We start from the raw sequence: 26270 nt of genomic DNA, 5'->3' as shown, positions 1-26270 counted from the left end.
GTGCAGGCGTGTACACCAATCTGAATGTAGCCATACAAGCGTTATATATCATTTTGGCTTTTAATCTGGTTTGTATGGTCATCATTTATGCCGTCAAGCTGAGAAGTATAAAACGGAGAAAGCTGAACGACCGGTTTCAAACGAAGTTTAAGGATTACCTGACTTATATTCAAGCCAATCTGGATGGGATGGAGCCATTAAGGGTCCCTCCCTGGACGATGAACCCAGTGGAGAGGGATGCGATGCAGGAGAAGCTGAACGATATGATGGAATGCTTCTCGGGCGAACAGCGGCACAAGCTGGTTCGGCTTTGCCAAGACCTGGGGCTCGTGAAGCACCATCTGGAGCGCTTTAACAGCCGATCTTATCGGGTGAAGCTGGATGCCGCTTATCATCTGGGATGTATGCGGGTGAAGGAGGCGGCGCCGCCTTTACTGGACCTGTTAAAGGAGCATCCGCTCAATTCGTCGCTGTTTGTCATAGCCAGAGCTGCAGCCAAGTGTGCCCGCAGCCAGCAAGAGCTCCAAGCGATGGTTCAGATTCTGCTTCAGCACAATAAGAAATGCTACGAGCTGATTGTGGATATGATAGCCGATTCGGAAGTGGATGCCGGTTCCTTGTACACGGGCTATGTAAGTCATCCCAATCCGGCTTACGTTCGAATCGGGCTGATCGGGTTGAATGGTTACACCAATCCGGCAGCGGGATCTGCGGTCTTCCGTCTTATGGAATCCAAGCATGAAGACATTCAAGTTAAAGCGGTGGACGTCTACTTGAAAAGCTCCCGTCTGCTGCCTAGAAACGTCGTTGGCAGGCTGCTGAGTCATCCGAATCTCGTCATTCGCCGGTTGACGATCGAAGCTTTGGCCGACATGAAAAATCCGGCTTATGTCGAGCTGATGACAACCAGTCTGGGCGACGACGATCAGCGAATCGTGCACGCGTCGGCCAAGGGCTTGCTCCGTATGGGAGAAGAAGGGATGGTTGCGCTTTGTGAGCGTACCGCAGCGGTTCAAGGTACGGAACGCGGGCAGTTCATGCAGCAGCTGATTGATGATGAGATCAAGCATCTGTCTATGCAGCTGCACCATTTGGATAAGCTCATGCAATATAACCTACTCATGTATACCTATGACAAAATATTTCACAAGTCAAAACGTTTGTATCGTGTCGTATAGGAGGGTTGCGTAAACATGTGGGTTTTCGAGTATCAAACGGTGGTGGATTCATTCCTGAAAGGGCTAAGGGAGTTTTTGCTTTATTACAGCTATGCCGCTCTCTTTTACGTGATTCTCGTCACGGTGCTTTATTATTTCATCTTCGGATTTTCGATTCGGCATATTTTCTCGCTCAAGCGGGGAATTCAGTACAATCGGATCAATAAGCTATCCAGCTCCAGCCAGCTCCCACCGGTTTCCTTATTGGTACCGGCCTATAACGAGGAGTTAACCATTATTGAGAATGTCAGGTCGCTGCTGGCGCTCAATTATGCGGAATATGAGGTGATCGTCGTCAATGACGGTTCACAGGACCAGACCTTGACGTGCATGCTTGAAGAATTCAAGCTGGAGCTCATCCATCCGGTGTTTTCCAGCAGCATAAAGACGGGAAAAATCAGAGGGGTGTACTATAATCCCCAGTATCCCAATCTTTACTTGGTAGATAAGGAGAATGGTGGGAAGGCGGACTCGCTGAACGCAGGCATCAACCTTTCCCACTACGCGTTGATCTCAACGATTGATGCGGACTCTTTGCTGGAGAAGGACGCCTTAACGAGGATTGCCCGGGTGTACATGGAGAACCCCGAGGAGACGATCGCCGTTGGCGGCAATGTTCGGATCGTGAATAGCTGTACCGTGGAAGACGGCATCGTGAAAGATGTTCAATTTCCTCGTAAGCTGCTCCCAGCCCTGCAGCACGTCGAGTATACGAAAGCGTTCCTCGGCGGCAGGATCGGCTGGAGCGCCGTCAATGGTCTCATTATTATCTCGGGAGCCTTCGGCGTGTTTCAGAAGGAGAAGGTCATCGCAGTCGGCGGTTACCGTGGGGGCTACCCCGGTGAAGATATGAACATTGTGATTAAGCTTCACCGTTACTGCCTGGAGAATAAAATCCCATACCGGGTAGCGTTTTGCCCGGATGCCGTTTGCTGGACACAAGCCCCGGATTCGTACCGGATCTTGAGCAGTCAGCGCAAGCGCTGGGGGCGGGGAAATCTGAAAAATATGATTGAAGAAGGCATTCACATGGTGCTGCGCCCGAAATACAAGGTATTCGGGATGGTGACACTTCCCTATAACATCGTGTTTGAAACCCTGAATCCGTATTTCCGCCTCAGCGGCCTGCTCGCTATATTGGGCTACTGGATGCTGAATATGACGGATTGGCACACTGTCGTTATCTTTTCGTTAGTCAATTTATTTTCCTGCTTTGCCTTAAGCCTGGGGGCCTTGTTTATTGAAGAGACGGCCTTCAGCCGGTATCCCAAGCTGAGTGACCTGAGCAAAATGATCTTGTACTCTCTCTTGATGTTTTTCGGTTATCGGCAAATTGGTGTTTGGTGGAGGTTAAACGGACATGTTCAATTCCTGCGTAATAACAACTCGTGGGGAACGATGGTCCGTACCAATTTTAATAAATAGCAATCCTAAACAAAGACAAGAGGAGTGGAGAAGATGGCGGTATTGGTTCATGATCCGATTCAAGAAGCGATGTTGCAATTAGCAGAACGAGTTCAGGCTTCCTATGAAAAGGGGACTCCATGCGGGATGATCCTTGTGCCATGCGCAGCGGTGGGCCAGAAGGTGCTGGACCAGATGCAGTCCTATATGAGCGGCTTCCAGCCAGAGATACCCCAACATTCCTTCTACTTGGATTCCAGCGGCCTTCTCGGAATCGTTCTGTCCGGGCAAAAGCTTATCCATACCCATTATACATCGCTCGTGCTCAAAGAGTTCCTGGAGCAGCAAGGCTTGCTCCAAGGTCAGATGGTCGTCGCCAGCTTCCCGGAGAGTGGGGAGCTGACGGAACAGTCGATGTCAGAGCTGCTCCATACGACACTTCAAGGGAAAGGGGAGAGCCGAGATATTCACCTGTTCATGAATCATGGGGTTCAGCAGGGAATTACTTCGATTCTCATCGCTGACCCGGACGAGGTGAGCAGAGAGTTTGTCAAGCTGCGGCTTGAGATCAACGGATACAAGGTCGAAGAGGCCAAGGACGGCAGTGAAGCGCTCGAGAAATTTGAGAAAACGATGCCTAACCTGGTGATCACGGAGCTGAACCTGCCGATTCTTGACGGGTACCAGTTGATCGACAAAATCAAGAGGGACTATGCCGGCGATGGACAAGTCATCGTGCTTACGGATAAGCAGCTGCCGAAAAGTATGGACCGTGCCTTTGAATTGGGCGCATCCGATTATGTGACGAAGCCCTTCTCCATTTCGGAGCTGGAGTGGAGAATTAAGAAGCTGGTTTCCCGTCTGGGCTAATAACGAGAAAACATGGGAGGGTGGAAGCATCATGAACGCATATAACCATTTAACATATAAATTTCAAACAAAAACAGCCGAAATCGGGGTCATTGGTCTCGGCTATGTAGGGCTGCCGCTATGCATGGAGATGGCGAAGGGCGGATTTACGGTATACGGCATCGATCTCGATGTCCGGAAGGTAGAGTCCCTTCAAAGGGGTCAATCGTATATTCAAGACGTTCCGAACGAAGAAGTGGCGAAAGCGATCGAGTCCGGCCGATTTATTCCGACCGACGACTACCATACGGTTCAAAAGCTCGATGCGATCAGCATCTGCGTACCGACTCCACTGAGTGAAAACCAGGATCCGGATACCTCCTATATTCAGAGTGTAGTCCGGGAAATCAAGAAAAATCTCAAGCGCGGAGCGTTGATCATCCTAGAGAGCACCACCTATCCGGGAACGACCGAGGAGCTCATCCAGTTCGAGCTGGAAGCGCAAGGACTCAAGGTGGGCAAGGATTTCTTCCTCTGCTTCTCTCCGGAGCGGGTCGATCCGGGTAATCCGAAATTCAACACCTATAATACGCCCAAGGTGATCGGCGGTACGACGGAAGCGTGCATCAACCTCGGCGTAGCCTTATACAGCCATGTCGTGAAGGACGTTGTACCTGTCTCCTCGCCGAAGGTAGCGGAGATGTCCAAGCTGCTGGAAAATACGTTCCGCAGTATTAACATTGCGTTCATTAACGAAATGGCCATGATGTGCGACAAAATGGATATTGATGTGTGGGAGGTCATTAAGGCTGCGTCGACGAAGCCATTTGGCTTCATGCCGTTCTATCCGGGACCTGGCATTGGCGGTCACTGCATCCCGCTGGACCCGATGTATTTATCGTGGAAGGCCAAGGAATTCCGCTTCTACAGCAAGTTTATCGAGCTGGCGCAATCCATCAATGATAATATGCCGGAGTATGTCCGGTATAAAGCTTCGCAGGTTCTCAATACGTATGCGAAATCCATCCGCAATTCGAAGATTCTTATTCTAGGTATGGCGTATAAGCCGGATGTGGATGATCTCCGCGAATCGCCGGGGCTGGAGCTGTACGAGCTTCTTCGGGAGAGCGGAGCTTATGTGGACTATTATGATCCGCATGCCATCTCCTTCCGCGATAAAGAAGATCATACGGTACAATCCGTGGACTACGATCTGTCCGCGTTTGCCAAATATGACTGCATGGTGCTGATCACGAATCACCGCTGCTTCAATAACCGTGAACTCGCGGAGCTGGGCGTTCCGATCATCGATACGCGCAACGCTTTCGTAGACATTGAAGCTGACAATATTTATAAGTTGGGTACGGGTATTCGGGGGCAAGAAGTGAAGCTCGCCGTTGGCGTTTAAACTCAATATAGAAAAGAGAGGAGAAAACAACGATGTGTGGCATTGTAGGGTATATTGGACAACGAGACGTACAGCCGATTCTGCTGAACGGATTAAGCAAGCTGGAGTATAGAGGGTATGATTCCGCGGGGATCGCGGTACTGGTACAGGATCAGATCCAGATTAGCAAGGCGGAAGGACGTCTGGCCAACCTATCGAGTCAGCTGGATAAGCGGCCGTTGAAAGGATCGGCCGGTATCGGGCATACACGCTGGGCTACTCACGGCAGACCGTCGGATGTGAACTCCCATCCACATACGGATATGTCGGGTAAATTCACTGTCGTGCATAACGGCATCGTGGAAAACTACATGGAGCTGAAACAAGAGCTGGCGCAAAACGGAGTCATCTTTGCTTCCGAGACCGACACCGAGGTGATTGCACACCTGCTTGCCGAGCATTACGAGGGCGACATCGTCACCGCCGTGCGTGCGGTGATTCAGAGGCTGCAAGGGGCTTATTCGCTTGGTGTCATGACGGAGTATGAGCCGGATAAGCTTGTCGCGGTCAGACAATCGAGTCCGCTTGTTATTGGCGCAGGTCAGGGAGAATTCTTCATGGCTTCGGACATCTCCGCCCTGATTGAGTATACCCGTGAGGTATATATTTTGGAGGATGGCGATTTGGCCGTCATTACCCAGGAGGGTGTCTCCATCACGAAGATCGAGACCGGGGAGCCGTCGGAGCGTGAGCTGCTGCATATCGATTGGAGCGCAGATCAGGTGGAGAAGGGACCGTTCGAGCACTTCATGCTGAAGGAAATTCATGAACAGCCGTTAACGCTACGCAATACGATGCTCGGGCGCATCAACGACCAGGACGAAGTGAGCTTCCCGGAATTGGCGCACGCAGCAGGCGCGTTTGGGCAGGTGGATAAAATCTTTATCATAGCTTGCGGCACCGCCTATCATGCCGGACTTGTCGGCAGCACGGTTCTGGAGAAGCTAACGCGAATCCCGGTGCAGTGCGATATCGCATCGGAGTTCAGATATCGTGACCCGATCATCACGGATCGAACGCTCGTCATCGTCGTGAGCCAATCTGGGGAAACGGCAGATACGCTTGCTGCCCTGCAGGAGAGCAGAAGGCAAGGAGCTAAGGTCATGGCCATTACCAATGTGCCAACCAGTTCGATTGCGCGAGATGCGGACTATGTTATCGCAACGAAGGCCGGCCCGGAAATTGCCGTAGCATCGACGAAAGCATATACTGCTCAGCTGCTCGCCTTCTATTTGTTCAGCATTTACTTGGCCCAGGAAAGACAGACGCTGTCTCCCGAGCTTCATGCGGAGCTGATCAAAGGGTTGAAGTCACTTCCCGTTCAGGTGGAGAAGGTGCTGGAGAACGCCAACGAAGTGAAGCTGTATGCGGAATCGATCAAGGATGCGGACAGCCTGTTCTTTATCGGAAGGGGCTTGGACTACGCTGTTGCGCTGGAGGGCTCTCTCAAGCTGAAGGAAATCTCTTATATCCACTCGGAGGCTTATGCAGCGGGAGAGCTCAAGCACGGCACCTTGGCGCTGATCGAGAAGGGTACGCCGGTGATTGCGCTGGCTACGCATATGGATTTGTACGAAAAAACAGTTAGCAATATTAAAGAAGTCAAGGCCCGTGGAGCACATGTGATGGGGATTACGGTGGAAGGCAATGTGGGGCTGCTCAACGCGGTCGATGAAATCTGCTTCATCCCGCCGTCCCTCCAGCTATTCGCACCGATATTGGCCGTCGTGCCGCTTCAGTTAATCTCCTATTACGCCTCCCTGGCTCTGGAGAACGATATTGATAAACCGCGCAACCTGGCCAAAAGTGTGACGGTTGAATAACCATCCGGAGGGGAGCTGAACACATGGAAGCATTCGCTATTCTATTAGCTGCAGGGAAAGGCACACGGATGAAGTCGGAGCTGCCCAAAGTGCTTCATCCTGTCGGAGGCATGCCGATGATCGTCCGTTTGGTGAGCAAGCTGGAAGCGATGCCTATCACTCAGATTTTGGCGGTGGTCGGGCATCGGGGAGAGCTGGTGGAGAAGTGCTTGGGAACGCGGGTTACCTACGTTCAGCAGGAGAGTCAGCTGGGAACGGCACACGCCGTTCTTCAGGCTGAGCGTCTGCTCCGTACCCGCAGCGGATCGACCTTGGTGCTTACGGGCGATACGCCTCTGATCCGACAATCCACCATCGAACGGCTGCTGGCGGCCCAGCGGGCACATATAAGCGCTGGCGTAGTGCTGACCGCGATCGTTCAAGATCCAACCGGCTATGGAAGAATTATCCGAGACCCTTCGAGCGGCGAAGTTGTCGATATCATCGAAGAGAAGGACGCAACTCCCGAGCAGAAACGGATTACCGAAATCAACACAGGGATTTTCTGTTTCGATAATGAGAGGCTGTTTCAAGCGCTCCCAGGCGTTACCAATGACAATGCACAGCAGGAATACTACTTGACCGATATCGTGAAGGTGATGCGACAGACGGGTATTTCCGGAGGCCAGAGGCGATTCGAGGCAATCATCCTCGAGGACCCCACAGAGGTGATGGGGATCAACACCCCTGAACAATTGGAGGAAGCGAATCGGGCCTTTTATGAGCGCAAGGGGATTTTTGCATAACGGGTCATAGGGAGGAGTGCGGATATGGGACCTATTTTTGGTACTCAAGGCCTGGTAGAGGTGGCAAAGGAAGAGCTTGAATATAGCGTGGTTTAATCCGTTAGTCCCGATAAGAAAGACGATTGCATGCTTGGTCCTTGGCCAAATGTTAACAAGCGTTCCTTTATTTCTCCCGGTGGACTCTCTTGTCACGGAGCTTGGGGTGGAGGTCAACGGGGAAAAGATAGTCTTTACGGATGTTCAGCCATACGTCGATGAACAGACGGGTAGTACGATGGTGCCGGTAAGGGAGATAGCCGAAAAACTGGGTGCTGAGGTGGAATGGGATCGTTCCCTGGAACAGGTAACCTTTCGCAGTCAGCACACCACATCAATATTGACCATTGGTGAAAAACAGGCTTGGGTTGACGGCAAGCAGGTGGAATTAAACGCTCCGGCTGTCCTAAAAAATGCCCGAACCATGGTCCCGCTAAGAGCTGTTAGTGAGAGCCTCGGGGCCGATGTCGATTGGGTGGGAGAACGGAATTTGGTACTGATAACTTCGGCGGACAAAGCCCAAAGGTCCACCTGGATCTGGGACAGCAAGCTGATTGAGACGGATGGTGACAGCATCCTCCAGTTCGCGGTGAACCAAAAGCTGACTTCCATTTATCTGCGCTATGAAACGTATCCGGGTCAGGACGTGTACCGGAAGTTCATTCGCAGAGCGAGTGGTCTAGGCATCAAGGTTGAGGCGCTGGCCGGCAAATCGGATTGGATCTATGACTATAACCATATCTATATCCGGCAATGGATTGCAGCGATTACGCAATATAACGCTTCGGCAGATGCTTTAGAACGCTTCCAAGGCTTCCATTTTGATATTGAGCCTTACACCTTGGACATGTGGAAGATCAATCAGACCTGGGTGCTCGAGCGGTGGATGGATACGATCAGATTCATTGAATCGGAAGTGAGAAAAGCGGATCGCAGCATGACGATGGCTTTCGATATTCCCTTCTGGATCAACAGCTGTACCGTTCCAGGATCCAACTACTCCTTTAGCGCTTGGCTGCTGGAGAAGGCGGACAGTGTGGTCATTATGGCTTATCGTAATCAGGCACTTGGCAACAACGGCATCATTGCCAGCGCGAAATCCATCATTTTAGAAGCAGCTACGCTGAAGAAGCAGGCGATCGTTGCCGTGGATACGTTGCCTAGTAAGGAAGCCGATTATACGACCTTTTATAAGTCGAAATCTTCGCTTATGGAGTCGGAATTGAAACAGGTCAAGGAAAGCCTCTCCCCTTATCCGAGCTATATCGGCATCGCTGTCCATGATTACGTGAGATGGATCGAATTATTGAACGCTAATCGCTGAGCAGATTCGATGAACAAGAAGGAGGAGGATGAACAATGAAAATTACAGGTTTGGTGATCTCTCTGTTGGTTGGTGCGGCGATCGGTGTCTCAGGGATGGCCTTCGCAGGCGGCAATGAGACGACCGGGGCCGGCACCTTTCAGGAATCGTCTTTACCGGGAGGAGGCCTTGAGGTTCCTCATAATGATCGGATTCATCTTTCTACCGATAAGCAGTGGATCTCGTCGGAAGGACACTTGTCGGATCTCATTCGGCTTCAGTGGACGAAAGATCGAGCGAAGCCGGCCATCGCTTGGCTGGACGAAAATGGAAAAGACAAGGCGGCTATCATCGCTCATGCCAAAGCGAATAACCCCGAACAGCACGATCATAATCATATGTCGTTCGAAACGACGATGGCACCTGACGGCAAAAACGCGAACGAACTGTTTACGCGGCTGGAAATTCCGTTCGACCAGGATGTGGCTGACATTCGCACGCATTCCTCTAATTTCAATGTGATGGACGGAATTTTACGGATTGCCGGAACCGGTGGCGTCAATCGTGATCTGACTTGGGCCAAATCGGAGGATGGGAATGCCACGACGCCTCGCTGGTCCATGCGTGCAGACTCCTCCGAGGAAACCGGAGGCAATACCGGGTCCAATCTGCAAATTATTCGTTATTCGGATGACGGTCAAGCACTGGACAATCCGTTAACGATTAACCGCAGCAGCGGCAATATCGGGATTGGCAACTCGGACGCCAAGACCAAGCTTGACATCAGTGATGACAGCATCCGCATCAGGAAATCGATGACGCCAGCCTCGTCTACGGCTCCCGGAGAAGTGGGGGAGATGGCATGGGATGACGGGTATGTGTATGTTTGTGTGGCACCTAACACATGGAAAAGAACGGCATTATCTTCGTGGTAAAAATAACTAGGTAAAGCCCTTTGTTTCATAGAGGGCTTTTTTTGAGCCTAAGCGAAAAATGCCTGGTATGACGCGGGGTCTGACCGCATCGGGCGTGCTTCCAAAGCAGCTTTTTGTTAAAATTTTTAGGGGCTCTTAGGTGAATTTCATTGTGTAATATAAATAATACATTTTCGCCTACCCACTTAAAAAAGAATGGATGTCAGAAGTCTATGGGAGGATCATAGAAAGGTGTGAACCGCTTATGCCTTGGAAAGTGTTGATTGCGGATGACGATCCCAATGTGAGAGAAATCGTCCGGCTCTACTTCCGTCAGCAGCTCATCGAATTAATCGAAGCCCCTGACGGCGTCTCGGCCCTGACCATGTTAGCGGAAGTTAAACCTGATATTGTGATACTAGATGTGATGATGCCCGGGCTCGACGGTTATGAAACGTGCCGGGAGATTACCAAGCGTTACGATGTGCCGATCATTATGCTAACGGCGAAGAACGATGAGTTTGATCGGGTGCTGGGCCTTGAGTTGGGCGCCGACGATTATATGACCAAGCCCTTCAGTCCGAGGGAGCTGGTGGCGCGCATTAAAGCGATCTTTCGTAGAATGCAGAAGGGGCAGCCGATTATTGAGGCGGATGCGACCTCTCAATTTGAGTTTGATGATTTGGTCATTCATGTGACCCGCCGAGAGGTGCTCGCGGGGAGTATGAAAATTGACATGCGCCCCAAGGAGTTTGAACTGCTCGCCTTTTTTGCAAAATCTCCGGGCAGCGTGTTTACGAGAGAACAGCTGCTGGAGCAGGTGTGGGGATATGATTTTTTAGGCGATATGAGAACGGTGGACGTTCATATTAAAAAGCTTCGTGAAAAGTTAAGCCCTTGTCATCAGGTTTGCATTCATACGGTCTGGGGAGTGGGTTATAAATTTGAGGTAGAAGCATGTACTTAAATCCCAATAAAAGCATATTCCTCAAAATGTTGACCAGCTCCATCGTTACGGTGCTTCTTGGGCTATGTGCGGTGGGACTCGTTATTTCGTTGTTTGCCAAGGCTTATATCGTGGACTCCAAAAATGATGAGATGATCCGGCAAGCCAAGCAGGTTAATCTCGCCATTCAAAATCAGACGGAACCGAGTGATGGATTTAAGGAGCAGCTGCGCTTTTTCGATCAAGCCTTTGATTCGCGTATTTGGATATTTGATTTGAATGGAAACATCGTGACTACCTCTTCCAAGGATGAGGTGAACGTAGGCAAGGTCGTCAGCACTGAAGTGGTCAACCAAGTCCTGCATGGTGAACCCGCCATATGGAATCAATCCGAAGGTTTTAAGGAAGGCATGCTTTCGATTGCCGTCCCATGGGGAAAAGACAACGACGTATACGGTGGTATTGTCCTGCATGCGCCTCTTAAAGGGATGAATGAGACCATTGCTCAACTTAGAGAAACCATCCTTTGGGTGACCCTGCTCGGTATATTCTTTTCATTCGGTGTATCCTCCTATTTATCCTGGTCCATTACTAGGCCCATCCAACAGATCGACAAGGCGGCAGCCAAGATTGCCGTCGGTAATTACAGTGAGAGAATTCAAATCGATTCCAAAGACGAGATTGGTGAGCTGGCGACGACCATTAATCACATGGTGGAGCAGCTTGCGCGCGTTGATCTGGAAAAGAGACAGCTGAATCAGCTGCGGCATGACTTTTTGGCTAATGTTTCCCATGAGCTGCGAACGCCACTTACGGCGATGCAGGGTTTTTTAGAGGCGCTTCAGGATGGTTTGATCGAAGAAGGAGCGCGGGAAAAATATTACGAGATCCTGTATAACGAAACCCTTCATATGAACCGGCTGGTCGATGATATTACCGATTTGATGAAGCTGGAAAATAAGGAAATCGATCTTGTGTGGTTGGCGGTCGATGTTCAGGCGATGCTGTCCAAGCTGTCCTTCAAATTCCAACCGGAAGCAGAACTCCGCGGGACGGTCATTCACTGCCTTGTGGATGAAAATTCGCCACAGGCTCACGCCGATCCGGATCGACTGGAGCAAATTTTAAACAATTTGATCAAAAATGCAATTAAGTTCACCGAGAACGGGACGATAGAATTGAAGGCGATGGCGATTCCATCCGAAGGGTGTGTCCTCATCACGGTAACCGATACGGGAATCGGTATATCGCCGGAGGATCAAGGGCTCATCTGGGAGCGCTTCTTCAAGGTGGAGAGAGGCAGACCCGTGAAGCATAAAGGCTCATCCGGTCTGGGTCTTGCCATTGTGCGAGAGCTTGTCGAGCTTCACAATGGAAGCATTCGCGTGCGAAGCGAGCTGGGGATCGGAAGCGCCTTTGAGGTCAGAATTCCGCTTTATGACAGCCGTCAGTATGTGCAGCCGTTAAGTTTAGGGGAGAGGGCTTGAGGAGGTATGAATGGAAGACGTGGTGTCATTCGGCATTTAGGATGCTAAGGCTTCATTTGTAATCTGCTCAATATTGATAGGAGATATTGAGCCTGCACGAACAATATCGGGCAAAATATGCTCAAGAAAATAGTTCACACAATGGAGCTTGATCCCTTTGATTTTGATAAGGGCATTTCGATACATCGTGATGAACTCTTTTTCTGTATTTCCTAGCTGCAGCTCGGTAAAGGCCTCATAGATCTGATCGAGCTTATCCGCGACTTCCAATATCTTTCCTTCTACAGAATCGTCTTTGCCTTCCCGAAGCTGTCTACGAAATATGTCCTGGAATTGATGCGGAATATGCTCATCAATGAAATGAGCGACCATGCCTTCTTCGACTTGTTGCAGCATGGCTCGAAGCTCCAATGAATAGTGCTTCACAGGTGTTTTAATATCCCCAATAAAAATCTCCCCGTAATCATGACTGCTGGTGATTTCGTATAGCTTTTTCCAATCCACGACGACTCCATTACTTTCCTCAATATCAGCCAAGGTTTTGGCATATTGTACGACCTTCCAAGAATGAGCGGATACGCTATGCTCTTGAAATTTGAATCTACCCGGGCAGCGGATAATTCTCTCTAAATCGGTTAGCGATTGGAAGTACGTATGAATCCCCATCTATAGTTTCCTCCAGTAATGAATGGCATGTTGTTATATATAAGCATACATACGAATTGTTATTGGATTGTTAATTTTGTTTGGGAGTTATGTCATGTGTTAGTGAGATATATGTTCCAAGGCCGGACCGTCATGATGCTGTAGTAGAGAATATCCAAATATTGAATAACCAAGTTTATAATATGTATAATAAAGCTATTAAATTCTGGAGAAGATTTAATGAGTGGTGTTATGATGGAATTTTATTTTAAAACGATCGGAGCAAAAGTGCATCTTTATCGCGAAGCCGGCTTTTTCGATGATGATTTAGGTGAACTACATGAAACTATTACTGGAAAATTAAAAACCAAAAAATTATTTGGAGAGAATTTTGAACTTGAACAAATTTCTGGGGTATTTTCAAAAGGAGAGAAATATTCGATTAAGAGCACAAAGGGCTTAAGTGGTATTTTAGAGAAAAAAACGTTTAGCGACCGATATACTTTTAAGACGACTTGATTAAAATCAAAGATTCGATAATTTGTCATGCAAATTAGTCGTTTACAACGGGTGTATTATTTGGCGATCAATGCCGTTATGATGACGCAAGGAAGGGGTCCCGCCAACATTTTAACGAAAATATACGCTAAGCCCTGATTCGCGTCTGGCTTGGCGTTTTTTCATACTCTAAGCTGGTCCGGGACGTGTCACCTAGACCAACCGGTCATTCAACCTCCTGTTCTTTCTTCCTGAAGCTTACCTTGCTTTTTTCGATGTTCTGTTGCTTGTTGGAGATAGACGGTATTCCAAACGCTAATCGCATTAATGATGATATTCAATGCGCTGGCTCGTTGGAGCTGATCCTGTAGCACACGTTCCCGCAGTTCTCCATGTTTGCCGAAAAAGATCGCTCTAGCCAATGCGTTCATGGCTTCCCCTTTGTTTAACCCCCGGTGGATTCTTCGCCGCATCGCTTCGCTTGAAAGATAATCCATGATGAAGATCGTTTTTTTTCTCGCGTACATCGTTCTCATCCCCTCATTGCCATGCTATTTTTTCGACTTCAGATTGCAGATCCGCTAGAGTCGCTTTGACGTAAATCATCGTTGTATCCAGACTATCGTGTCCCATAATTTGTGCCAAGCGGTGCAACGGCGTGTTCTCTGCCATCACGTACCCGAACCGGTGCCGTAAATCGTGGGCGCTCAATCTTTCTCCGAAGTAAACAGAAAGAACTGTCCGGAGGGAGGACTGCCAGATATCTTTCCAAAGCAACTCTGCACGTAGCGTTCAAAGGCACCTCTCGCTGTTTATTTCGTTTCCCGGACCGCACCGTAAGCTGACCGCTGCGTTTTCCGATTTGAATGTCGCCGGGAGCCAGGTCGCTTGCGTACTCCTTTAGCGTTTTGGGATTCAAATCTTCGTGGGTGGTGAGAGCGTGAATGAAGTCCTGAATCGTCTGCTCTCCCTGTTCCGAAATCCCGGTTGTCTCTCTCATTAGCAAAGCCTCCAAATCTTGACTTACATTAGCGGTCATTAGAAATAAAGGAGGTTCGTTTCTTTCATGGTAGTTCGTAAAGATGATCTGCACAACTTGATTGAACGATTGCAAGAACCGGATCAGAAAACAGCTTTTGACTTTCTTCAATATTTAATCGAGCGTTCGGAAAGAAAACCGCTTAGCTGGGAAGAAATTGATCAGCAGAAACCCGATGACGAACCGTTGAGTGAAGAAGAGCTTAGCCAGTTGAAAAGCGATGCTGGATATGTGTCGGGTGAGGAGGCTAAGCGTGAGTTCGGGTTACAAGTTGACTTACCATAAAGAAGCGGTAAAATTTATCGCAAAGCAAGAGAAAGCCATACAAGAGCGAATCGTGCAGGGCCTGAAAGGTTTGCTCAACATCCCACCTGCTGGCTACATCAAACTTATGAAGGGTTACGTTGGCTACGAATACCTCCTGTTAGCTTTCGAAGAAGCAGAAAAGGCAAGAGATGAAGGTAGTTTTCCTATCGGAGCGGTTATTGTCGATTCGAACGGCGAAATTATAAGTCAAGGTAGGAACAGAGTATTTTCGAGCTGCGATTCTAGTTAGTCCATTACTTCTCGTCACGTACTTGCTCGTCTCTCGCTATGTCCCGATGAGTGATTTCGTAAATGGTTTGTTGGCGGGGATTTCAGTGGGAGGAAGCCTTTACACTTTAGTGCTGCTCGGACGGAGAAATAAAAAGAGAGTGATTTAGGAATGAAAGCATGACCAGTCATCTAGAGGGCTGGTCTTTTTTTGCCTTATTGATTAATAATCATATCATGGCGAACTACCCACCATTGTGATGCGTTAGCATAAAATGACAAAATTTCAGATTTAAGGGATGATATTAAGCTAGAGAACGATAGTTAAAAGGCCTCAGTCCAATGGGTTTCAGGACTAAGGCCGTTCTAATTGATTGTTATTGGCGATCTTCGATCCTTTATGTCCAACTCACAATTTGATCCATATTGCTTCTTGTTTTGGCTCGTTTGGGCTCTTCATTCCGATATCCAAAAGCGACCATCACGGATGCCTTCAAATTTCCTTCCTCTAACAAACCTTCTTCTTTTAAGATATGGTCTACTGCTGCATAGTCAAATCCTTCAATCGGACAAGAATCGATTCCAGCTAAAGCAGCGGCGGTCATCATATTCCCCATAGCAATATAGGTTTGCTTGGCAGACCATTCATACATTAAACGTTCATCTTTCAACAAACCACGCACTTCCTGAACCTCTTTTAATGCACCAGAGATATAAGTAACAACCTCTTGGGGCATTTTTTGCACATTTTTCATTTGATCAATCACATATTCGGAATCATACCTTACATTTGTCCGGGCAAGAATGATCAGAAAATGACTCGCAGTGTCCAGTTGGCCTTGGGCTCCAGGTGAAACTGCTTTTAGCTTATTCCTTAACTCCGGATTTTGCACAACGATAAACCTCCATGGCTCTAAACCAATCGAGCTGGGAGATAACCTTCCCGTTTCTAGAATATAGTTAAAATCCTCTTCGGATATTTTTTTGGTCGTATTAAAAGTTTTGGTAGCGTGTCTATATTGAAAAGCTGAAATAACGTGTTCTTTGCAAACGGGTATGATTGTATTCATCCGAGTACTCTCCTCTGTTTTTCATTTTATTGTTTGAAAATTTATCATATGATAAAATTATATCGCGCAATTAGTATTATAGAAGTATCTTCAGGGGGTTTCTACGCTCTTGGAGCAGCGTTAGTATGCAATTGGATACTGGAAAGGATAGCCATTATGAACTACACAAATGAGATGTTGGAAGAATGTGGATTCACAAGCGCTCAAAAGATATTGTCGGGAAAATGGTCCATGCTGATCATTCTGTTTTTAAGTGAAAAAACGATGCGATTTAATGAAATTCAACGGTTGTTTCCAGACATTACTCATGCAACCTTAACCAAGCAGCTTCGCATTTTGGAGGAGTATGGCATTGTTGTTCGTAACGTATATTCTCAAATACCACCTAAAGTCGAATATTCGTTGAGCGATATCGGAAAAAAACTAAAGCCGATACTAGATTCAGTTATGGTTTGGGGGGAGGAATACAAGGAATATCAATATGGTTCAACGATATTAAAGAATTCCTGATACGAGATAAAACGACTGTCAATTTTCCAGTTCTCGAAAAAGGACGAAGCGTAAATGTTGGCTCTTCATTTCATGTAGACGATAAGCAAGCAACTATAAATATTTCATGGAAAGAAGATAACAAAGCGTTCAAGTAAAAGCTCCTTAGAATAATTATTAAGTAATTTGAATAATAAGTTAGCTCCGCATAGCTCACGCAGTAAGGTCGCGGTAGGTAATCGTGTCAGATGATACACAAGCGGTTAAGAGACGATTAAACAATTAGTTTATTGAAAGGGGCGCCAAGCGGTGCTCTTTTGGCATGTAATTAGACAGTCTTCAGTAAGGGGAGACCCCGCATTAAAGACTAAAGCAGCTTAGGGCAATGGGTTCGTTTCGTGAGATCCCTTTTTCGGTTTGCATTTGAAGAAGGCCATATTTCACAGAATCCGGCTCTAAAACTGAGAGAGCCAAAAACAGATAAGCGCATTCCCAAATTTTTGATTGAAGAAGATGTCATTCATCGAAGTATTTCTTGTGAATCACCACGGGAGTATGCAATGCTTGAATTTCTTTATAGTACGGGTTGCCGTGTTGGCGAAGTGTAGAAACTAGATATTGAAGACATCAACTTGGAAAACTGTTCAGCCATTTTGAATGGCAAGGGGCAAAGCAAAGGGAGATTTATTTTACGACCGAATGCAAAATCTGGATAAAAAGATATTTGGAGAGCCGGGATGATTCCTGTAAAGCGCTATTTGTTACGGAAACTCAGCCTGCTCGCCGTTAAAATGTTGGCGGGACCCCAGGAATGTCTAGTTTTTCTTCGAATAAGGATACAAGGAAGAAATTTAATACGTATACGTTGATCTAAATGTTCGTTATAGTATTCGCTAAGAAGTTGTTTTCACGTTATTAAATTGCGAGCCTTAAAGTAATATGCTCAAACAATGAAGCCATGCCGTATTAAACGGGCATGGCTTAATGGCGCGCATGCTTCAGCACCTCAGTCAATATAAGGAAAGGAAGAGGAGCTAGTAAGGCTTCGAGAGCGAGAGCGGGCGGCCTATGAAGTCGTGAAACTCAGCATGAGCGGAGACGAGAGGGACCTTTTTATAGCATGGGGAGAAGCGTATTGGGAGTTACATCGTATGGAGCTTGTGCAGCTGTACCGGCAGGGACTTGAGGATGCGATTCCTGGCATTGCTACGTTGTTTCATTATCCTTGCAAGCCTAGATGAAAAAGTCCAAGCGCCGGGCTTCCCTGACCGGCGCTTGGACTTATTTTCTTAGGTAAGACTTTTCCCAGTCTTTCATGACTTCCGACTTAGTTAGGAACCTATTTCGCAGCCATCGGGATGTTTCCCATTCGTGAAGGGCTTGCTGTCTAGTTTTGAAAAAGCGCAAATCACAAATAAACCAGGAACAAAACAACTTTCGATACCACTTGCCATTTTGAACGTCATCTGTGAAGCGGCGAACCGCTTTACTGGCTTGCCGTTTACTCCAGACGGTTCCGGGTGTTCGGTGGTCTGTCCATACGGACGATTTTTTTACACTTCTGCTCATGGGGCTCTCTAACCTCCTTAAGGGAAGCTAGAGGCCGTCTAATGTTTTCATATTTCACCTCATTTGAAGTTTGGTTTTACAACATATATAAACGCTGTACATAGTAATATGTTTCTTCAATTTCTTCTCCTTAAGAACAGCAAGATATGGTACGATTTGGTTAAAATCATTTTATGTTATGGGGGATACCGGATGAAGATTTTATTTTGCTCCGATCCGTTAAATAGCAAGGTTGTAGATATGGAGTATGAGCACGAATATAGAAGTGCCCGCAAGTTGGGGCTGGATGTTTATTTGATTTCTCTGGAATCGGTTTTGGACGGAAGCCTATCGCAGGCCGTTAAGCGGATTCCAACCTTCGAAACACCGCAAAGCTTCATTTACAGAGGATGGATGATGAAGCCTCGTGATTACGAGCAGCTATATGATGCGCTAAGACAGAAAAACGCTCTCCTGATAAACTCCCCATCTGAATATACAAATGGTCACTATTTTCCTTATTCTTATGAGGCGATTAAACAGAACACTCCGCATAGCATTTGGATCGAAATTGAAGAACTTTCAAATGGGTTTGACACTCTTTTTGAAAAGATGCGTATTTTTGAAAATAAACCGGTCATGATCAAGGATTACGTAAAGTCCCGAAAACATGAGTGGGAGGACGCCTGCTATATTCCTGATGCTTCCGATAAACAGAAGGTCCAAACGGTTATCCAAAACTTCGTGGATCGTCAAGGCTCGGAGCTAAACGGCGGTATCGTGGTTCGTGAGTTTATCAAACTGGAGCAGCTCGCCAAGCATCCGAAAAGCGGAATGCCTTTGGCAAACGAGTATCGGTTGTTTTTTCTTCATCACAAGCTGATTCAGTGTGCGGAGTATTGGGATGAGGCGGTCTACGGGCAGAGTATTCCAGGGCTTGAATCGTTTATTGAGTTAGCAATGGGTGTAGAGAGCCAATTTTTTACGATAGACATTGCAAAAACCATAAACGGGGAATGGACCGTTATTGAGATTGGGGATGGGCAAGTCTCTGGGCTTCCGAGTCATGCGGACCCGGAGCATTTTTATAAATCGATATTGGATGTTCAGGCTAATTAGAGCTTGCTTCCTCGTTCATACAAAACGTACTCCCCATCCTGTCCTCTTCAAAATTAGATGATGACGGACGATATATACTACATCCTTTTTTCTGGAAACAAAGGTTCTATACAAGAAAAAAGGACTCAAATTCTGCTATCTAGAGTAGCGATATACAGGGATGGAGGAATCACGATGAACGAAGAAGCAACAGCAAGCGGATGGGATGCCATTGATCAAGCTATGTCCAAGCTCTACGGAGATCAGGAGCCGAAGCATTACGGCACGCTGATTTCCTACATGCTGGGAGGCCCGGACCCGCTTGACGGTCTCAGTGCATACAAGGCGGAGCAGCCCTTGCCGCATTGGCATATTGTGACGTACGGGTTTTCGGAGTTGTATGATAAGGAAACAGACGATGCCGAGCATAGCGGCTACGGATTTGAGCTGACCTTCCGGCTGGCACGGGAGGACACAGAGGAGGAGCCTCCGGCCTGGGCGCTCAACCTGCTGCAGAATATGGCGAGATACGTGTTCAAGAGCGGGAATATCTTCCGGTCGGGCGATTACTTGGATGCCAACGGTCCGATCTGTGAGGGGGCAGATACGCAGCTGACGGCGCTGGCTTTTATCGAGGACCCTGAGCTTCCTGAAGCGGACACGCCCAATGGAAGGGTAAAGTTTCTGCAGATGGTGGGCATCACGGGCAGCGAGCTTGAAGCGATGCAGACTTGGAATACACTGGGCCTGCTGAGAGCTTGTGAGCAGCTTATGCCGCGTTATATTACGGATCTGGAGCGTGATTCCTTCTTGCAGACGCCTGCGGTAGCGGAAGCGGTGCAAAGAGGGATCGAACAGGACGGGTCCAACACCGGCTTTCTCTATGTGGATCAATTGGATTGGGAACCGGCTAAGAAGCGTCTATTTGGCAAAACGCCGGCCGTGCTTACTCTAGGGGCCAAGCAGGCTGGGATTGTAGGCAAGATGCTTGCAGGCCGCATTCTGAAAGGAAAGTCGCTCAACTTATCAGGGCCGGATATTCTTGTCGTCCTAGAACCGGGAAAGGCCGCAGGCTTGGAAGAAGGCGAGGACGAGGTCTGCATCCGCCTCGACGAGGCGAGCGCCACCGAGTTGTCCCGTAAGCTTCAGCCCAAGGAAGGCGTGCTGTCACTGTCCTCCTTCAAAGGTCTGAACGTGCAAATCGTCAAAACCTACATTAAAGACCAGGACGGCCATGTGGTATCTACGATTGGCTAGAGGATAGCGTTGTGTCGTAACATTCACCGGAGAAGGAGCATGCCCGGTTCTTCCAGCGTTTCGGCTGTTCGAAAGATAGCCCGCTGCAAGGATCGGGCATGCTTGTAGCAAATAAAGAACAGTGTGGAGGTACACAGATGGGCACATAACATGTACATCGGACGGGGGGACGAACATGGGAGAAGCATGCAAATTGGAATGCAATACTTGTCGTTATCAAAGGAACATATTTGTAGGAATCGGTTTTGCTTACGTATACCTGGAGTCGATCGCTTCGTTTGTCAAAGACTCTGCACTCCAACGGCAGATCCGAGCATTCATGAAGGATGGCTCGACGACGTTCGACGCCTATGAGGCCATGTATGTGTGTCCGCTGTGTAAAGGCATCCAAAATGAACTGTACATCGAGATGCAGTCGGATACCTTGCAGTATCAGCACGTTTGCCATTGCAAAAGGTGCGAAGCCATTATGGAACAGACAACGATCGAGCACAACACCCCTATCGATTTAAGTTGCCCGGATTGCAGCGAAGGCAAGCTGAAGGCGACGTTTTATATGGACTGGGATTGATGGGGAACGAGACTAACGGTAAACTGACGCTGGAGGAGATTCATTCGTGTACCAGGGGCATATCGAACGCATGCTGGCAAAGCTGGAATTGCTCAAACAGGCGGACCCGATGTTTCGGGATATTTCCCGTATACAGAAGCATGGAATGCAATGGCTCATTGGGACGGCGAGCGCATGAGCGAGGCCGAGCGGGAGGAGCTGGAACAGGATTATTTCAGTGCAGACAAGTCGGCCGGACTGCTGCGCATCAGTAATTTTGGCTGCGGCGTTTCCATCAATCTGGTGGTAAAGGGCCTGTCATACGGTGAAATTTGGGTCGATGACAGGGCGAGTGATGGCGGGATTTATCCGGATCATGATTTGGGGAATACAGAGCGCTTTACGTTCCTGACTTGGTACGAAGCTTGGCTTGACCGCTCGCTGGAAGAGATGAGGAAAGGAATGGCCTGAAGTCATGAATTGGACGGACATCAGCAAGACGAAAGATCTGGAGGCGGTTCGCAAAGCGGTCGTAGAGCTCAATGTGAATGAACGGGACGAGCGTGGCAGAACGCCGCTTATGCTGCTGGTGACCAATCGCATGTCGGCTCAAGCCATCGATCTGCTGATCGAGCAGGGAGCCGATCTTGAAGCAAAGGATAGGCTTGGGGATACGGCGCTGAAGAAGGCGGTCAAATTCAATCAAAAAGAAGCAATCGTAAGGCTCCTCGCAGCCGGTGCCATGCTCGATTCTCCAGATGGTATCTTGGCAACGGCTTGGAATTCGGCGCGCGGCAGAAGTAAAGAAATCGCCGATCTCCTGCTGGGGACGACCGGGGCGGTACGGCTGATATTGACTACGGAAGAGCGGGAGACGCTGGATGATCTCTTATATGAACCATCGCTGCAAGCGATGTGTGACAAAATTCGTAGGCTGGATTCTGCTGTCCTGCTGCATGCAGTTGTGAATAACTACAATTGGGACGACGGACCGGAGCCGATGATTGCCGTATTCCGGAATCCAGTCAGCCCTGAAATTTCGCTGCTGGATATGTACGACCTGCTCGATGGGGATTACTGGATGGAAGCAGACGAGAGGGACTTCGCAGAGTCCGAGCAGTACGCACTCTGGAGAGAGCTTGCCGAGGGGCTGCAGCAAAAATTGAATCGATACCGGAAGGAGCCATAAGGACATGCTCATCGACGCTGTCATGGAACAACAGTTAAGGCAGCTGAAGTCGGAATGTGACCGAGCTTCGGCATTCATCGGGATTTCAATATATGCTCCGGAAGAGCTGGAACGCGAACAAATCGGCTATCGTGTGGATACGGAGGGGGTTCCCTTGGTCTCCGATGAAGAAGGAGCCTGGCAGCAGGGATGGATTGTCATCGGTTCTGTCCAGCTTACTGGTGACCCGATCATCGTGGACACGGGGGAAGCCGGACAGCCTGTCAGCTATCTGATGCACGGCATGGGGGAGTGGGAGGCAGGCAGCTATATCGCAGGTTCGATCGGACAATGCATCGAGGCGATCGCCAAAGTCAGGCTAAGGATGACAAGCCAAGAACCTGATCGGATGAACGTGCCCGTGGCCAGCGCCGATCTGGATGCTGTTGTCGCAGACATTACGGCGGCGGACGAATATGCCCAGGAGGATGTCTGGAAAGGCCTGCTTGCTCCCAGTTACCGGGTGGTGCGGCAACAGGAAGAGGCAGTGATCCGGACCATCAAGTCGATGAGCGGGCAAGGCATGAAGGTAAAGGAAATAGCAGATGACCTTCAAATTCCTTTGAAGCAGGCTTACAGCTATTTGAAGCAATCGAGGATCGAGGTAGACTAAGCATGGAAATGGAACAACGGATGGTTACTGCCAAGAAGTACAACATGGCCGGGAGGCATAGGGAAGCCATGGACTTGCTCGGCCCGGTATGGCATGAGGATGTTAGGAGCCTGGAAGCTCCTGCTTTGCGGCAAATAGCTCTCGGCTGCCTCTATTACTATGCGGAAGCGGCTATTCTCGGCGAGCGGTTCGAAATTGCTGTAAAAGCTGCGGAACGATTCGAGACGATGCTTGCAGGCACGGCAGAACATGAGGTCCTCGATCAAGATCTCCGATTCATGAGAACTGTGCTGCAAGGGGCCGTTTCACTTTTCGGTCCATGGGAAGGCCGGAAGCAAGGGCTTCATAGCCTGGGCAGCTCATTGGCGTATGGTGGCCTCAAGCCCTTATGGAAGGTGCGGGTCAAATATATTCTGGCACTGGCCGATTACCTGGATTACAACGTCATAGACGCCCGGCGCAAGTTGTCCGACCTATCACCGGAGGAGGAAGCGTTGTTCCCCGGACCGATTAGCGAGCTCAGCCTCCAACTAGAGGCAAGAAGCTTGCTCGATTTCCAGGCGCTGCGCAGCGAGCGGCGGGCCTTTGTCGAGATCGGCGAATATAACGACTCGATCAGGCAGTTGGAGCTGAACGCTGAAGGCACATGGGTGGCTGTGATGTATCAGGATGGAGTATTAAAGCTGCTGCATACAGAAAACGGTAGCGAAGCAGCCTCTTTTTCGGACAATAAGGCGCTGTATGAACAAGAGAAAGCGGGAGAAGCTGGGCTTGCTTTTAGCCCGGACTCCCGTTATCTCGCCGTCGGCTTAGCAGTCGGCCTGGTCAAGGTATATGATCTGCAGGAACGGAGGCTTCTTGCTGAGTATGCATGTCCCGGGCTGGATTGGGAGCAGTTGGATAAGAATGCTTACTATGAGGAATATACCCATGTAAGGTTCAGCGCTACTGGCAGGTATCTGGTCATCGTACCGACTGCCAGCAGCTATGATCCACAAGGCGACGACGGGTATCCTATTCCGGAGCCTTATCGCACGTTCACTTGCATCGATAGTGTCAGCGGGCAGATCGTTCTTCAGCACACGTTCGACGATGAGAGCAAGATTGCAGCGATTGCTATGAGCCCTGACGAAAAGCGGCTCGCGGTCGGCTTATTCGGGAAGCGGATGACGGTATGGGATGTGCAGACCGGACAATGCGTATACGAGGAAGAGGGCTTCGTCTGGCTCGGTCTGCCTTCGCGCGTCGGGATGACGCAGACGATTGCTTTCAGCGGGGATAGCCAAAAGCTGTTCTACGCCGCCCGTGACTCTGTTCGGATTATTTGTTTGGCAGACGGCAGCCGCACCGGGGACATCCCGCTGCCTGGAGGCCGAGTATGCTGCGCGCTAGGATTAGATACACGGGACCGCGTGGTGGTGGCTCGCTATAGGCACAATACTCCGTCCAGCATCGTCAGATATGGTACCGGCTATGATGAGGAGGAGATGTCGATTGAACGCGTGGCGGTGGACGTGGAGCATATCTGGATGGATGAAGAACGGGATGAAATGTGGGTCTATGCTTCTCCTGTCCTGCAAGTCCGGAAATATGGCAGCGGAGAGCTGATCCAAACGTATGATCCGTATCAATGGGCTTACTCTCCATATCTGATCGGCAACACGGTGTCCTTTGCGCCGAAAGCGGGTATGGCTGCCATTAGCTTTGGTTCTAAGATTCGGCTTATTTGAACGCTCAGTTGGCACTAAGCCGCAAAGCATCCCGCCAGGACCTCACCGCAGAAGAGGAGCCCCTAGTCTTCGGTGGGCGGCGGGGACGAAGCTTTGCTCCCCGGCGACGTCGTGAAGTCGCTTCTTCACCCGTATATATCCCCCAATCCCCTCTCAACGCTTAGCTGCTTCAAGTTTTTCCGCCGTCTTCCGACTCGGGCCGGGTTCGATGCTGATAATCGGATACCAGCTTTGGCTAATGCAGCTTTTTATCCTGGCTGATCCCGCACCTGCTTCCACACTTCCGCTGCCTCTTGCATCCAGCGAGAGCCCATCTCCTTAGATTATTCTGAAAACCGCAAATTATTTTTAAACAGATGTCACATAACGGAGCCACCGATTGTATACGTAATAGGATTGCAAGAAGAGGGAGGTCATTGTGGAGATCAACGCCCTTATTCAACAGGTTCGGCAAGGAGACGTCGATTGCTTCGAACCGATCATCCGGAAGTATGAGCAGCAAATATACCGATTTTGTCTGTTTTTACTGGGAGACCGGCAGGAGGCGGAGGATGCAGCGCAGGATATATTTTTCAAATCATACCAGTATTTGCACAGGTTCGATCCGGCCCAGTCGTTTTCGGCCTGGCTGCACAAGATCGCGGAAAATCATTGCCGCAATCTGCTGAAGCGAAGAAGGAGATGGTATCATCTGCTTCCGTTATTTCGCCCGACCGGACAAGCTAGAAGTGCGGAGCAGGTATATGCGGAGAACATGGGGACGGAGCTGGGCTATTGGTTTCATGGCTTGTCCGTTCCGGAAAAAAAGCTGCTTTTTCTAAGAGTGGTTGAGGATTATTCATTCGAAGAGATCGCGCAAATGATGGAGGAAAGCGCATCGACGGTTCGCAAGCGGTTCGAACGGCTGAGGGTGAAGCTAAGAGGAAAAAAGCCGCAAAGGGAGGAGGTTACAGGTCATGAACAACGACTCGAATTACGATAAGCTCGTTAGCGCCATCAAGCAAGCTCAAGTGGAGGAGATCGACGTTGCCCCCAAAGTGATGCAAAGGATTCGCGGATACGAGCAAGCCGGGAAGAAGCCGATTCGCTCCTCGTTTCGCCTTCGGGCGTCGGTTGTTGTCTTGGCGCTGTTCTTCCTCACCGCCGTTACGGCAAGCGGTTCGACAGCGATTTTGTTTGAATGGAACGGCAATGTTATCAAAAAATTTAAATATGAGCCTGAGCCGGTCAAAACGTGGCATGATCATATGACCTTTCTACAACTTATAGATCATGAGCTGCAAAAAAGTCCTGCGGAATGGAAGGAGGTCACGCTGGAAGAAGCGCAAAAGGAATTACCCGCACCTCTTTTGCGACCGGTTCATACGGATAAGAAGCCTGTCCGGACTTTTGGAGTGGTTATAATCCCTGGCAAGCATTGGGAGAAGGATGACGTTCATGTCGACGGTTTTTATGATGTATTCGGGCAAGGAAAAGAGCAAATTGTCGTCAGACAAACGTCCTTCAAACAGGAGCCGCAAGAAGGAAGAATCGAGCATAATTATCCCGAACAATGGGAGGTCGTCAAAGTGGACGAGCAGATCATGAGTGTGTTTTGGGAGTATAACAACACGGCAACTCTGGATCTGGAGATCAAGTCGGACGATATGACGATGATTAGATTAAGCTTTGACGGCAAAGTCTCCAAGAAAGAACTGGTGAAGCTGGCCGAAGCTTATATCGGTAAGAAGCTAAAGCTGTAGTTAGAGAGGTAGAGCCAA

Annotated in this window: 26 protein-coding genes and 1 pseudogene; 23 read left to right on the top strand and 4 right to left on the bottom strand. The window is 49.0% G+C overall.

Annotated features, from left to right (window positions below; genetic code table 11):
- The first annotated feature begins 8 nt into the window (after window positions 1-8).
- The 10 genes from WMW72_RS23435 (at window position 9) to WMW72_RS23390 (ending at window position 12211) form a co-directional block, all read left to right on the top strand.
- Entirely contained in the window at window positions 9-1178 is a 1170-nt protein-coding gene (locus WMW72_RS23435) for a HEAT repeat domain-containing protein (protein WP_341418003.1), read from the top strand.
- Window positions 1179-1193: 15 nt separating this feature from the next.
- Window positions 1194-2642, top strand: coding sequence for a glycosyltransferase family 2 protein (locus WMW72_RS23430; protein WP_341418002.1), 1449 nt, complete (start codon window positions 1194-1196; stop codon window positions 2640-2642).
- 33 nt (window positions 2643-2675) lie between these two features.
- Entirely contained in the window at window positions 2676-3491 is an 816-nt protein-coding gene (locus WMW72_RS23425) for a response regulator (protein WP_341418001.1), read from the top strand.
- Between the two features lie 31 nt (window positions 3492-3522).
- The gene (locus tag WMW72_RS23420; protein ID WP_341418000.1) at window positions 3523-4878 is read left to right on the top strand and encodes a nucleotide sugar dehydrogenase; all 1356 of its coding nucleotides are present in this window, start codon (window positions 3523-3525) and stop codon (window positions 4876-4878) included.
- Between the two features lie 32 nt (window positions 4879-4910).
- Entirely contained in the window at window positions 4911-6740 is a 1830-nt protein-coding gene (gene glmS / locus WMW72_RS23415; RefSeq protein ID WP_341417999.1) for a glutamine--fructose-6-phosphate transaminase (isomerizing), read from the top strand.
- A 23-nt stretch (window positions 6741-6763) separates the two neighbouring features.
- Window positions 6764-7525 carry an NTP transferase domain-containing protein gene (locus WMW72_RS23410; RefSeq protein WP_341417998.1) on the top strand — a complete coding sequence of 254 codons (762 nt, stop codon included), beginning with the start codon at window positions 6764-6766 and terminating at the stop codon, window positions 7523-7525.
- A gap of 145 nt (window positions 7526-7670) precedes the next feature.
- Window positions 7671-8885 carry a copper amine oxidase N-terminal domain-containing protein gene (locus tag WMW72_RS23405; RefSeq protein WP_341417997.1) on the top strand — a complete coding sequence of 405 codons (1215 nt, stop codon included), beginning with the start codon at window positions 7671-7673 and terminating at the stop codon, window positions 8883-8885.
- Between the two features lie 35 nt (window positions 8886-8920).
- Window positions 8921-9799, top strand: coding sequence for a hypothetical protein (locus WMW72_RS23400; RefSeq protein ID WP_341417996.1), 879 nt, complete (start codon window positions 8921-8923; stop codon window positions 9797-9799).
- Window positions 9800-10043: 244 nt separating this feature from the next.
- On the top strand, window positions 10044-10745 hold the full coding sequence (locus tag WMW72_RS23395) for a response regulator transcription factor (protein WP_341417995.1): 702 nt from the start codon (window positions 10044-10046) through the stop codon (window positions 10743-10745).
- A 26-nt stretch (window positions 10746-10771) separates the two neighbouring features.
- On the top strand, window positions 10772-12211 hold the full coding sequence (locus tag WMW72_RS23390) for a sensor histidine kinase (protein WP_341417994.1): 1440 nt from the start codon (window positions 10772-10774) through the stop codon (window positions 12209-12211).
- A 36-nt stretch (window positions 12212-12247) separates the two neighbouring features.
- On the opposite strand, the gene WMW72_RS23385 is transcribed toward WMW72_RS23390, so the two are convergent.
- A complete protein-coding gene (locus tag WMW72_RS23385; protein ID WP_341417993.1) occupies window positions 12248-12877 on the bottom strand; it encodes a YfbR-like 5'-deoxynucleotidase in 630 nt (209 codons plus the stop codon).
- A 219-nt stretch (window positions 12878-13096) separates the two neighbouring features.
- On the opposite strand from WMW72_RS23385, the gene WMW72_RS23380 reads away from it, so the two are divergent.
- The gene (locus tag WMW72_RS23380) at window positions 13097-13375 is read left to right on the top strand and encodes a hypothetical protein (protein ID WP_341417992.1); all 279 of its coding nucleotides are present in this window, start codon (window positions 13097-13099) and stop codon (window positions 13373-13375) included.
- A gap of 224 nt (window positions 13376-13599) precedes the next feature.
- Here WMW72_RS23380 and WMW72_RS23375 read toward each other — a convergent pair.
- Window positions 13600-13872: pseudogene (locus WMW72_RS23375) on the bottom strand (Tn3 family transposase); the annotation flags it as partial.
- Window positions 13873-13894: 22 nt separating this feature from the next.
- Window positions 13895-14026, bottom strand: coding sequence for a hypothetical protein (locus tag WMW72_RS35660; RefSeq protein WP_423227591.1), 132 nt, complete (start codon window positions 14024-14026; stop codon window positions 13895-13897).
- A 394-nt stretch (window positions 14027-14420) separates the two neighbouring features.
- On the opposite strand from WMW72_RS35660, the gene WMW72_RS23370 reads away from it, so the two are divergent.
- Together WMW72_RS23370 and WMW72_RS23365 are read left to right on the top strand one after the other, a co-directional pair.
- Window positions 14421-14678: a hypothetical protein gene (locus WMW72_RS23370; RefSeq protein WP_341417991.1), complete on the top strand. Its 258-nt coding sequence runs from the start codon at window positions 14421-14423 to the stop codon at window positions 14676-14678.
- On the top strand, window positions 14665-14949 hold the full coding sequence (locus WMW72_RS23365; protein WP_423227587.1) for a type II toxin-antitoxin system RelE/ParE family toxin: 285 nt from the start codon (window positions 14665-14667) through the stop codon (window positions 14947-14949). The genes WMW72_RS23370 and WMW72_RS23365 overlap by 14 nt, the downstream gene beginning before the upstream one ends.
- 376 nt (window positions 14950-15325) lie before the next feature.
- Here WMW72_RS23365 and WMW72_RS23360 read toward each other — a convergent pair whose 3' ends face one another.
- Window positions 15326-15997, bottom strand: coding sequence for an NAD(P)H-dependent oxidoreductase (locus WMW72_RS23360; protein WP_341417989.1), 672 nt, complete (start codon window positions 15995-15997; stop codon window positions 15326-15328).
- A gap of 156 nt (window positions 15998-16153) precedes the next feature.
- On the opposite strand from WMW72_RS23360, the gene WMW72_RS23355 reads away from it, so the two are divergent.
- From WMW72_RS23355 to WMW72_RS23310, 10 genes are all read left to right on the top strand, one after another.
- Window positions 16154-16507 (top strand): winged helix-turn-helix transcriptional regulator, encoded by a 354-nt coding sequence (locus WMW72_RS23355; RefSeq protein WP_341417988.1) that lies wholly within the window; start codon window positions 16154-16156, stop codon window positions 16505-16507.
- 1350 nt (window positions 16508-17857) lie between these two features.
- A complete protein-coding gene (locus tag WMW72_RS23350; protein WP_341417987.1) occupies window positions 17858-18067 on the top strand; it encodes a hypothetical protein in 210 nt (69 codons plus the stop codon).
- 180 nt (window positions 18068-18247) lie between these two features.
- Window positions 18248-19153 (top strand): ATP-grasp domain-containing protein, encoded by a 906-nt coding sequence (locus WMW72_RS23345; RefSeq protein ID WP_341417986.1) that lies wholly within the window; start codon window positions 18248-18250, stop codon window positions 19151-19153.
- A gap of 174 nt (window positions 19154-19327) precedes the next feature.
- Complete coding sequence (locus WMW72_RS23340; RefSeq protein ID WP_341417985.1) at window positions 19328-20389, top strand: suppressor of fused domain protein; 1062 nt, start codon at window positions 19328-19330, stop codon at window positions 20387-20389.
- A gap of 721 nt (window positions 20390-21110) precedes the next feature.
- Entirely contained in the window at window positions 21111-21410 is a 300-nt protein-coding gene (locus WMW72_RS23335; RefSeq protein WP_341417984.1) for a hypothetical protein, read from the top strand.
- A 4-nt stretch (window positions 21411-21414) separates the two neighbouring features.
- Window positions 21415-22128, top strand: a complete 714-nt coding sequence (locus WMW72_RS23330) for a DUF4274 domain-containing protein (protein ID WP_341417983.1) — start codon at window positions 21415-21417, stop codon at window positions 22126-22128.
- Between the two features lie 22 nt (window positions 22129-22150).
- Window positions 22151-22780: a hypothetical protein gene (locus tag WMW72_RS23325; RefSeq protein WP_341417982.1), complete on the top strand. Its 630-nt coding sequence runs from the start codon at window positions 22151-22153 to the stop codon at window positions 22778-22780.
- Window positions 22781-22782: 2 nt separating this feature from the next.
- Window positions 22783-24510, top strand: coding sequence for a WD40 repeat domain-containing protein (locus WMW72_RS23320; RefSeq protein WP_341417981.1), 1728 nt, complete (start codon window positions 22783-22785; stop codon window positions 24508-24510).
- Between the two features lie 418 nt (window positions 24511-24928).
- Window positions 24929-25492: an RNA polymerase sigma factor gene (locus WMW72_RS23315; protein ID WP_341417980.1), complete on the top strand. Its 564-nt coding sequence runs from the start codon at window positions 24929-24931 to the stop codon at window positions 25490-25492.
- The gene (locus WMW72_RS23310; protein WP_341417979.1) at window positions 25467-26252 is read left to right on the top strand and encodes a hypothetical protein; all 786 of its coding nucleotides are present in this window, start codon (window positions 25467-25469) and stop codon (window positions 26250-26252) included. Before WMW72_RS23315 ends, WMW72_RS23310 begins: the two co-directional genes overlap by 26 nt.
- Window positions 26253-26270 lie beyond the last annotated feature (18 nt).

Source organism: Paenibacillus filicis, from assembly GCF_038070315.1.
Taxonomy (GTDB): Bacteria; Bacillota; Bacilli; order Paenibacillales; family NBRC-103111; genus Paenibacillus_G; species Paenibacillus_G filicis.
The sequence above is the reverse complement of the archived record's forward strand: the minus strand, read 5'-3'. Positions and strand labels throughout refer to the sequence as shown.